The 9,877-nt window shown below is 47.0% G+C and carries 9 protein-coding genes; 2 read left to right on the top strand and 7 right to left on the bottom strand.

Annotated elements, in window-relative coordinates; genetic code table 11:
* Positions 1 to 126 precede the first annotated feature (126 nt).
* Positions 127 to 1,119, bottom strand: a complete 993-nt coding sequence (ruvB, locus tag AB1797_10160; protein ID MEW5767968.1) for a Holliday junction branch migration DNA helicase RuvB — start codon at positions 1,117 to 1,119, stop codon at positions 127 to 129.
* A gap of 359 nt (positions 1,120 to 1,478) precedes the next feature.
* Between ruvB and mqnE the strand changes: the two genes are divergently transcribed.
* Together mqnE and mqnC are read left to right on the top strand one after the other, a co-directional pair.
* Positions 1,479 to 3,518 carry an aminofutalosine synthase MqnE gene (mqnE, locus tag AB1797_10165; GenBank protein ID MEW5767969.1) on the top strand — a complete coding sequence of 680 codons (2,040 nt, stop codon included), beginning with the start codon at positions 1,479 to 1,481 and terminating at the stop codon, positions 3,516 to 3,518.
* 73 nt (positions 3,519 to 3,591) lie between these two features.
* Positions 3,592 to 4,677 carry a cyclic dehypoxanthinyl futalosine synthase gene (mqnC, locus tag AB1797_10170; protein ID MEW5767970.1) on the top strand — a complete coding sequence of 362 codons (1,086 nt, stop codon included), beginning with the start codon at positions 3,592 to 3,594 and terminating at the stop codon, positions 4,675 to 4,677.
* 587 nt (positions 4,678 to 5,264) lie between these two features.
* Here mqnC and AB1797_10175 read toward each other — a convergent pair.
* The 6 genes from AB1797_10175 to AB1797_10200 form a co-directional block, all read right to left on the bottom strand.
* The gene (locus tag AB1797_10175; protein ID MEW5767971.1) at positions 5,265 to 5,645 is read right to left on the bottom strand and encodes a clan AA aspartic protease; all 381 of its coding nucleotides are present in this window, start codon (positions 5,643 to 5,645) and stop codon (positions 5,265 to 5,267) included.
* A 546-nt stretch (positions 5,646 to 6,191) separates the two neighbouring features.
* Entirely contained in the window at positions 6,192 to 6,617 is a 426-nt protein-coding gene (locus AB1797_10180; GenBank protein MEW5767972.1) for a nucleotidyltransferase domain-containing protein, read from the bottom strand.
* A complete protein-coding gene (locus tag AB1797_10185; GenBank protein ID MEW5767973.1) occupies positions 6,557 to 6,976 on the bottom strand; it encodes a HEPN domain-containing protein in 420 nt (139 codons plus the stop codon). The genes AB1797_10180 and AB1797_10185 overlap by 61 nt, the downstream gene beginning before the upstream one ends.
* Before the next feature lie 841 nt (positions 6,977 to 7,817).
* A complete protein-coding gene (locus AB1797_10190) occupies positions 7,818 to 8,060 on the bottom strand; it encodes a hypothetical protein (protein ID MEW5767974.1) in 243 nt (80 codons plus the stop codon).
* Positions 8,057 to 8,374: a PIN domain-containing protein gene (locus AB1797_10195; protein MEW5767975.1), complete on the bottom strand. Its 318-nt coding sequence runs from the start codon at positions 8,372 to 8,374 to the stop codon at positions 8,057 to 8,059. The genes AB1797_10190 and AB1797_10195 overlap by 4 nt, the downstream gene beginning before the upstream one ends.
* A 414-nt stretch (positions 8,375 to 8,788) precedes the next feature.
* Complete coding sequence (locus tag AB1797_10200; protein MEW5767976.1) at positions 8,789 to 9,160, bottom strand: aspartyl protease family protein; 372 nt, start codon at positions 9,158 to 9,160, stop codon at positions 8,789 to 8,791.
* Positions 9,161 to 9,877: the final 717 nt, after the last annotated feature.

The raw sequence follows: 9,877 nt of genomic DNA on the forward strand, positions 1-9,877 counted from the left end.
ACCCAGTACTACGGTGGATGGCGGCCTGTACCTAAGGCACTCCCTGGAAACGGGGAGCAAACAGATTGCAGGACACCTAAGGCTATTGGAGAGGGTAACTCGCCAGTTCTCTACTCTACCCTATATCTACTCTGACTTTTGAAGATGTTTATAGGCTAAGGGGGTGACACATCGTCCCCGGGAGGTGCGGTTTAGAAATCCAATCTGAACCAGATATGGTTCATAGACATCCTCGATGGTTTCGTCGCTTTCACTCAGGGCTACTTCCAGGGTCTTTATCCCTACCGGCCCGCCGTTGAATTTATCAATAATTACCTCCAGAAGCCGCCGGTCCATACCATCGAGTCCCAGTCTATCTATCCCCATTTTTTGTAAGGAATTATCTGCTATTGAAGCCGTGATTACTCCCTTTCCCATTACCTGGGCATAATCCCGGATCCTTCTTAGAAGACGGTTGGCAATACGAGGGGTGCCCCGGGAACGAGAAGCGATTTCATCCGCCCCGCCTTCTTCCAGAGGACAATCAAGAATTCCGGCCGATCTTTTGACGATTTGTTTCATCTCTTCTTGATTATAAAATCCCAGCCGATCCACGATTCCAAAGCGATCCCGGAGGGGTGAAGTAAGCATGCCGGCTCTGGTGGTAGCTCCCACCAGGGTAAAAGGAGGCAGCTCTATCTTGATGGTTCTGGCCGTGGGACCTTTGCCAATAATAATGTCCAACCGAAAGTCTTCCATCGCCTGATAGAGGACCTCTTCTACCGTCCGATTCAGACGATGTATTTCGTCAAGAAAGAGGACATCTCCCTTGCCCAGATTAGTCAATATAGCCGCCAGATCACCGGCCCGCTCCAGAATAGGCGCAGATATAGCCTTGATCCCCACCCCCATCTCTCTCCCTATTATATAAGCCAGACTGGTCTTTCCGAGGCCGGGTGGACCATAAAAGAGGGTATGATCTAACCCCTCTCCCCTTCCTTTGGCCGCCTTAATAAAGATAGACAGGTTTTCCTTCAGGCTCTCCTGGCCAATAAACTCAGCCAACCGATGGGGCCTGAGCCTGGGTTCAATACTTTTATCCTCCGGGGTGGGTGTAGGCGTGATAATTCGGTCTTCCATCTGTTCCTGGCAGCTACTTAGCCTCTAATCTTGGTGTCTTCGGATCTTAGGGGCTAAGTGTTTTTTGGGGTTACGGCCTTACGGCGCTGTGATTTCCCTAATTTTATCGTATTCATCTGCTTATGTCAAGGGATTTATTCCCCATTTTCCTCTTGACATATCCTATCATAAGATATTATACTCAGATAGAGGAACAACCTGCTAAGGTGGATTACGCCAAACGTAACTACTCGGGCAGATAGGCTGAAGACTGAAGGCTGAAGGCTAAAGGCTAAAGACTGAAGGCTGAAGTTCAATCATCTACTCACCGCATTTGTCCCTAAAAGCCTTTACCTTCAGTCTTCAGCCTTCAGCCTAAAATGACCGAAACGATGAACCTCGCCCATAATTCTCTCTATCCCATTGAAGATCCGGCCCTGTTAGATATTTGGCTCAGGGTGGAAGCCGGGCAGCGCCTGCAAGAGAAAGACGGCTTAATTCTTTTTCAGACCCGGGATATTTCTGGCCTGGGTTGGATGGCCGGCCGGATTAGATCCTCCTTTCATGGGAATACGGCTTATTTTGTCCAAAACCGCCAAATCAATCCCTCCAATATATGCACCTTGAGATGCCGGTTTTGCCGGTTTTCAAAGGATGCCGGTGACCCTGGGGCCTATGACCTTGAGATTGAGGAAATCCTTCAGCAACTATCCCCCGATTTGACTGAAGTTCATGTGGTGGGCAGCCTCAATCCAAATCGAGGCTGGGAATACTACCTGAAATTAATCGGCTCCATCCATCAACGGCTTCCCAAAGCGGGGATCAAGGCCTGGACCGCCGTGGAGATCGACTACTTCTCCCGTAAATTTGGGATATCGGTGGAAGAGCTCTTGAAACAGTTTCAAGAAGCGGGTTTGACTATGCTGGCCGGAGGCGGGGCCGAAGTTTTCGCCAAAAGGGTCAGAAATATCCTCTGTCCTCAAAAGATCGAGGCCGACCGGTGGCTGGAAATTCACCGAATTGCCCACCGAATGGGAATTAGATCCAACGCCACCCTCCTCTATGGTCATGTGGAGACGCTGGAAGAACGGGTGGAACACCTGCTTCGGTTAAGGGCCCTTCAGGACGAAACAGGTGGATTTACGGCTTTCATCCCCCTGGCTTTCCAACCCGCTGATTTAGGGATTATCTCCCGTCGGGTCTCGCCTATTGAGGACCTGAAGACCATCGCTGTTTCCCGGCTTCTCCTGGATAATGTGCCCCACATAAAGGCCTATTGGGTTATGCTGGGAGAAGAGACGGCGGCTATGGCCTTGCATTTTGGGGCAGATGATCTGGATGGGACCGTTGGGGAAGAGAAGATCGCCCATGCGGCCTTAGCTCCAGGCCCTTCTGGACATTCAAGGGAAGAATTGGTGAATACTATTTTAGCCGCTGAAATGCTTCCTGTGGAACGTGACGGTCTCTATAACATTCTGAACATCTCATCCCCTCAGAGAACCTTCAGAGTCTCAGAAACTTGCCATCCGCCTTCCGTAATAGTAGGTAAGATCAATTACCTCAATGCGGTACCGTTCTATCTTTATTTGGCCGACCCTGGCTTTTATTCCCTTCCCCTCTCACCCCGTCAAATGGGTGAGTTGGCCAGAGAAGGAATAGTGGAGGCAGGACCGTTCTCGTTGGTGGATTATTTTTCCCTGGAAAGTGAATTTCAGTTGATGGATTTTTGCATTGGGGCGAAAGACCAGGCCCGCAGTGTTATCCTTTTCTCTGAAAGACCCATAAAGGAACTGGAGGGAGCCAAGATCGGAATTACTACCGAGACAACCACTTCCGTGCAGCTTCTGGAACTTTTGTTGAAAAAACGCTACGGCCTTCAATTTCAATGGGAACGTCTCTCGGAAGGCGGAATTAATGATTGGCCACATCAAAAGGGGCAACCATTGAAACTTGACGACCGGCCAGCGGGTGCCCCCAAGTCGAAACCCGAAACTCGACAACCCGCCAGCGGCTGCCCCGAACTCGAGACTTATTATGAGGCCGTGCTTCTCATTGGAGATAAGGCGCTACGGAAGGCGAAATACGGAAGGCGGAAGACGAAAGGCGGATTTATTTACCATTATGACCTGGGAAGGTTATGGCGTGAATGGACAGGGCTTCCCTTTGTTTTTGCGATATGGGCGGCCAGAGAATCTTTGCCTGAAACTATCAGGTCAGAGCTTCAGTTCCGGTTAGAGCAGTCCCTGAAGGTGGTAGAAGGCCATTTAGGACAGGCTATTTTAGGTTACAGGCACCGTCTTGGTCTGGAAGAAAATGAGGTGGTAGAATACCTGAAGGGGTTTTCTTACCGGTTAGGCGATAAAGAAAGAGAGGCCATAAGGACCTTTCGCTCTTTATACCAGGAGTACAGCTCGGCGTAAGTTTCTTCCTGGTTTCCACAGGGTTCGAGGGTTCAAGGGTTAAAGGAATTTCTGCCGAGCAGTAGGAGCTATCATGATAACTACAGGGAGTCTGGAAGAAAAAGTCCTGTCAGGGAAACGTCTGACCCCGGAAGAGGGTCTCCATTTACTAAGCAAAACTGAACTTACGGTTCTCGGCTTTCTGGCCAACCAGGTTCGCTTTCGATTTAATCCCCGGCCAGAGGTCACTTACGTGATGGACACTAATCCCAACTACACCAATATCTGTCAGATTCGCTGCTCTTTCTGTGCCTTTTACCGCCTTCCGGAGGCCCCTGATGCCTACACCCTGACCGTAGAAGAAGTGGTGAAAAAGGCCAGACAGGCGGCTGAAGCCGGAGCAACTACCATGCTGCTTCAGGGTGGGGTAAATCCGGATTTACCGTTGGAGTATTACGTAGAATTAGTCCGCCGCCTTCGAAAGGCTGTCCCGGAAGTCCTGCCTCATTTTTTTTCACCGCCTGAGATTTTGGGCATCGCCGAGAGATCAGGACTTTCCATCCGTGAAGTGCTTCAAAGATTAAAAGAAGCCGGTCAGGTCACTTTGCCGGGTGGTGGGGCTGAAATTCTCTCAGACAGCGTTCGGACCCAGCTAAGCCCGGCCAAAGGACCATCCTCCAAGTGGCTGGAGGTAATGCGAGAGGCTCACCATCTGGGGCTGAAGACCACCGCTACCATGATGTACGGACACCTGGAGAAAGACAGGGATATTATCGAGCATCTGGAACAAATCCGCTCTCTACAGGACGAAACCGGTGGCTTTACCGCTTTTATCCCCTGGAGTTTTAAACCGGCCAATACCGCTTTGGCCAGGGAAGGATTCCATCCTCACAATGGGCCCGTGCGTTACCTGCGCCTTATTGCCTTTTCCCGCATTTTTCTGGACAATTTCCCCCACCTTCAAGCCTCGTGGTTTTCGGAAGGGAAGCCTACCGGCCAGGTGGCCCTTCACTTTGGAGCCGACGATTTCGGGGGGACCTTGTTAGAGGAGAACGTTCACAAGTCAGCGGGGTTCGTTAATATCTCTCATCAGGCCGAGGTGGAAGAGCTTATCCGCCAATCAGGTTTTACGCCTGTTCAACGCACTACCCTCTATACCCCGGTATCTTCTCGGCGATGATCATCGTTTCGGCCACTCACGGGACTAAGAAGGAGGAGTTCAATGATGTTGAGCTTCCTTCCACTTAATGGAATTCCACTTCTCAGAGTCATCTATGAGTGCACCAGCCTTTTGAGCCGTCATTTGCTTCCTCTTCTTCAAAGGTTCTCCAAATTCTCTCGCAATATCTTGACCATAACCACTGACTCTGGGCAGTGGCCTTATACCTATTAATCCTTGTAGGTACGTCACTCGTTAACGACGCTTACAGACATTCAATTAATTTCACCATATCATCCGTCCCTAGCCCTTAACGGAGGAGGATTCTCCGAGGAGTTCTCTTGTTGCCATTTGAACCCAATTCGGTAGATTGTTCACAGGGCTTCGCACCCCATCATCAGCGCAACGGTAGCACGCCTGTGTAGGGACCGGCAGGAACATACCGGCTATTCCTGGTACCTAAAATCTAAGTACTTGAACACACCCAACTTTGCGACATCGTGTCGCAACCTAACACCCAAGCTCACCTGCGGCTATTGAGTCTAGCGAAATAGCGGTCAGGTGGAGTGTTTTGTTAGGTGTTTTATTCTGGTTATTGAAACCTGTCATCACTTGACCAGAGCGTGTGGAATATTCGGACTCTCAGGATTTGGAGTTATGGTCTGTCTTGCGGGATTCAATACAAGATCCATATCCTCCATAGGCACAGCTCCCATCAGTACTGAATCACCAAGGACAAGAGCACCCGTAAAACATGTCCGCTTCTCGAAATTAATTTGGACCGGACCAACGTACGACACAATTATGTTTTTCCCATCAGCAGTTGTAACTTCCCGTTTCTCGATCTCCATGAGTTTGAGTTGAAATGCGATGTGTTCTGGGATGCACAAAGTTATTGCTCCCGTATCTACCAACGCATCAACCTCGATAGGTCTCAACTCAGAATTCCGAGGGTTCGATAGTGTTATCTTTGCATGGATATACCCCATTGGTTCCTCCTCTTTGTAGGGGAACGCTCTCGGATAAAAAATTGAGCGTTGATTTTATTAGCCATTCCAGCTAACTATTTTTCTTCATTCCCCCCACTATTTTTTGCAAGAAATTCTTACTTCCTTCTTTTACCTATCTCCCAATTCCCCTCTTTTTATCCTCCAAAATTTATAACCGTTCAGCCACCAAGGCACGAAGACACATATGTTAAAGAAAAAAATACCTCAGATGGCCAACTATCTACGATTTTTTAACCTAAGTTTTGCATGAAATCGAATCTATCGTCTTTCTTTTTTTATAAGCCACAGATTTACACGGATGGACACAGATAAGAACTAACTCCCTACAAAAATTTGTTCTTGTGATTTTTGTGAGGATCAATGAACATTCTTCTTTAACATAACTTCTTTAATTTCAAAAAAATAAAATATATTTTATATTTATCCGTGTTCAATCTGTGTTAATCTGTGGCTTTATATCCTGAATTTCCTGCAAAAGTTTGGTACAATAATAGAGGGAGACTATGTCTTTTTTTATCTCCTATTTTATTTCGCTATATATGTTAAGTGTGTATATCCAAATGGTGTTGGAACAAGATTCCTTTCTTTTATATAATCCTCTGCCATTTTCTTTAACAAAGAGCAATCCCCGTATATTGCCTTTCCTTCCATAATAGCCTTAAGAATAAAGTGCCTGTGGATTATATCTATAATCTCATCCTCCTTAAATCCTAGGGCATCTATAAAACCAGGCTTCTCCTCAAATAGAAGGGATAGCCTCTTGTGCAGGTCAGAAGGAAGCTCATCTGAAATAACAAGGATATCATAGTCACTCCTTCTTCCCCCTTTTCCCCTTGCCCTTGAACCAAAGAGAATTATCGATTTAAGCCTTATTTTCTCCTTAAGCCTATCTATGTAATTGGCAAAAGCTTCTTTGTCTCTCCTATTATCTGAGAGGCTATTACAAGACATCTTTGTCCATCCTTTTTTGTATAAAATTGGGAGGGGATGCCATAGGGCAGCCCATTTGGATACCTCGTAGGCACATAGACCTTGTCAAGCTCCCTTGCCTCATCAAGTAAGTTTTTTAGCTCTGGAATGCCCTTAATGCCCCTATTGATGTCGCCTTCTATGAGAATATATAGGCTATGAACCCACTCTACCCCTTCATCACGAAAGTAGTAGACAGCCTTTAGGGCCTTTTCTGCTGCCTGTTGAGCAATGAAACAAACCCAGTTATACCCTTCTTTTTCCAAAAAGGAAGAGGCTGCCTTCAAATCCTCCTCTGCCTGGCTAAACCATCTAGCTGCCTCAATCTCCCTTTTTTCCACTATCTTATCACCCCAATCTTTCCTATTTTTGTAAGTGTTCAGCCACAAAGACACTAAGACACAAAAATAGAGCAGTAGAGCAGCAGAGCAGTAGTTAAAGACTTTTCTGAAAGTTCCAGAACGGCTACTCTATGGCTCTACTGCTCTCTAAGATACATACTTTTTTTCCCTTCGTGTCTTCGTGCCTTGGTGGCTGAACGGTTACCTATTTTTAAAAGTAGTAGGGGCGAAAAAATTTCGACCTGTATGGTTAGGTCTATACTACTGTATTTTCTCCTTCGCCCCTGCGGGGCTTAATTAATTTTCAATCTAATGTTCCGTAGGTTCAAACCTACGGCTAACATACTACAGCCCTTCGGGCTTTAATAATGATTCCTGAACTCCAGAGCCTGTCAGGAGCAGGTTCTGTCAGAACTTGCCCTGATGAAAATCAGGGAACAGGTTTTATTAATATATCCTATTATACGCCGAAGGCGTAAAGGAATTTAGCCACAGATTTCAATCTACGGAATAATGGTATCCCCTAAGGTCAAGCCCTGACAGGGCGCAGGAAAGATTTCAACCCATTGTTTATAATCTCTAACCATACAGGTCGAAAAATTTCGTCCCTACCACTGTTGTTATTTCACAACAAGCCTCATAAATAGGCCGATCTTCCAAAAACGGCCAGTTCCGACGTATTTACTCAAAATCAAGTTGAGAACTTGTCAATTGCGAGCCCGAACGGAGTGAGTGAGGGAGCAATCCGTCCTGTTTCGCCTTCGGCTCGCAGTCCTCGCATTACGACACCGCCTCTTCAAGGGTAACTACTCAACTTAGTTTTGAGTAGTTACGCGGGGCATCAGCGGCACAGGGTCTTATCCGTGTCTGCTGGATGCTCATGTTCGGCATGCCTTACTCTAAGGGCCATGGCTCTTCGGCTTATTTCGCCGATTGGCAAGTCCTCGTCCAGTCCTTGGCGCCATTTGGTGTAGTCGAAAGGTTCTCGCTGAATCAACGCTATGAAACGTTCGGCTTCAATGTCGCCAAGGTACTTAGTCAGCACCTGGAGCCCTTTCAGACGTATTTCGGTATCGGTAATCATAAGTCACACTCCTTGAGAAAGAGTATCGGATCTACGATCTTGACGGCAGTCACTCGGTCACTACATCTCAGGATTCTATCGTCGGTTGTGAGGAAGTACTCGCATCCGGCGGCAATGGCACAGGCAATATGCAGACAATCGATTTTGGGAATTCCTTCCTTGTGCAAGGTGTTCGCTGTTTCGAGCAGCTGCGCGCTCTCCTGAATATCCAGTATAGCATGGTCCTTCCAGCCGCTAATGCGAATCTTGCGCTCTTGATATGGGTTCTTGGCATTCTCAAATAATCCAGGATGTAAGACCAGACCAATTGAAATTTATGAGACCGGATCTCCTCTTGTAGCTTGAGCTTTGCCTCTGCTTCAAGTCTGATTCTGATTTGTGATTGATCATCGAACGGTCGATTGAAAGAACAGAGATCCAAGTATATGCGCATGCCACAATCACTCCCATGTTATCTGTTTTGCTTGCCGAACGTATGCCTCACCGGTGGACGACGGCCGCAGGCCGGCGGCCATTCGGTGCAGGCAATGGTTAGCGTGATTTTATTCTAAATGCCAGACTTCTCCAAATAGCCAATAAAAGTGGGCTATTTTTTGGACATTTTGTTAGGTTTTTCCCCGATTTCACATAGATCGCAGATAACTGCTTACATCAGCATCTACGTAAACCGTCTTCTACTATCTTTTACGTCCACAGCCCTGGTGGAATGACCCGATAACACGGCTTATCTAAAACTCAGTAAACCCGGTGGGATAATGAGAGAGGTCCAGTTTTTCCTGCTCTGGTATCAATCGTATTCCCCATTGTTGCATTGCCAGGGATCCAAAGAGGACTTCGATAATTCTCTCTTCTTCATCATCCCCAATGTGATCAATAACCATGGCTTCCGTATGAAAAGGCTTCCCTTCGATCTCGCCGACTAATACAGCGACCTGCGAAGATACCTTTGTCTCGCCTCCCAATTTGGTATATGTTGGACGAGGAAGGCTTGTCGTAGTAAGTTGTGCTGCAACCTCAGAAGTAATGTAGGTATTTCGGGCTCCTGAATCAAAAAGCGTCCATACATTCCGTCCCTCCACGTTTATCATTTGTCGAATCACCCATTGCTCACCTCCGTTTTGCAATATTGGCTGTGTGTTTCATTTAAGAGCCATCGCGGTAGAGCCGTCAGTTGCCTGACGCCCCCCGCTCCCCGATGCCCAGATTTTTCTGAGGGTAACTCCTGTAACCGGACTTAGCCTCCTCCTTCAACGCTGCAACACTCGGTAGGGGTGGTTGGTTAGACCTTGCTGTGTCTCTGTGGTGAACGATTACCCTATTTTTAAAAGTAGTAGGGGCGAAATTTTTCGACCTGTATGGTTAGGTCTATACTACTGTATTTTCTCCTTCGACCCTGCGGGGCTTAATTAATTTTCAATCTAATGTTCCGTAGGTTCAAACCTACGGCTAACATACTACAGCCCTTCGGGCTTTAATAATGATTCCTGAACTCCAGAGCCTGTCAGGAGCAGGTTCTGTCAGAACTTGCCCTGATGAAAATCAGGGGACAGGTTTTATTAATATATCCTATTTATACGCCGAAGGCGTAAAGGAATTTAGCCGTAGATTTCAATCTACAGAATAATGGTATCCCATAAGGTCAAGCCCTGACAGGGCGTAGGAAAGATTTCAACCCATTGTTTATAATTTCGTAACTACTCAAAACTAAGTTAAGCAGTTAGTTGGGAGACAAAGCAAAATTCCCTCTCCCTTGATGGGAGAGGGATAGGGTGAGGGTGAAATTGGCGGGCAATATTATTACTCTTGCTAAAAACCTT

Source organism: bacterium (genome assembly GCA_040753085.1).
Lineage (GTDB): Bacteria > UBA9089 > JASEGY01 > JASEGY01 > JASEGY01 > JASEGY01.

Coding starts and splice junctions, on each gene's coding strand:
- ruvB (MEW5767968.1), bottom strand. CDS start 1,119: ATGGAAGACCGAATTATCACGCCTACACCCACCCCGGAGGATAAAAGT.
- mqnE (MEW5767969.1), top strand. CDS start 1,479: ATGACCGAAACGATGAACCTCGCCCATAATTCTCTCTATCCCATTGAA.
- mqnC (MEW5767970.1), top strand. CDS start 3,592: ATGATAACTACAGGGAGTCTGGAAGAAAAAGTCCTGTCAGGGAAACGT.
- AB1797_10175 (MEW5767971.1), bottom strand. CDS start 5,645: ATGGGGTATATCCATGCAAAGATAACACTATCGAACCCTCGGAATTCT.
- AB1797_10180 (MEW5767972.1), bottom strand. CDS start 6,617: ATGTCTTGTAATAGCCTCTCAGATAATAGGAGAGACAAAGAAGCTTTT.
- AB1797_10190 (MEW5767974.1), bottom strand. CDS start 8,060: ATGATTACCGATACCGAAATACGTCTGAAAGGGCTCCAGGTGCTGACT.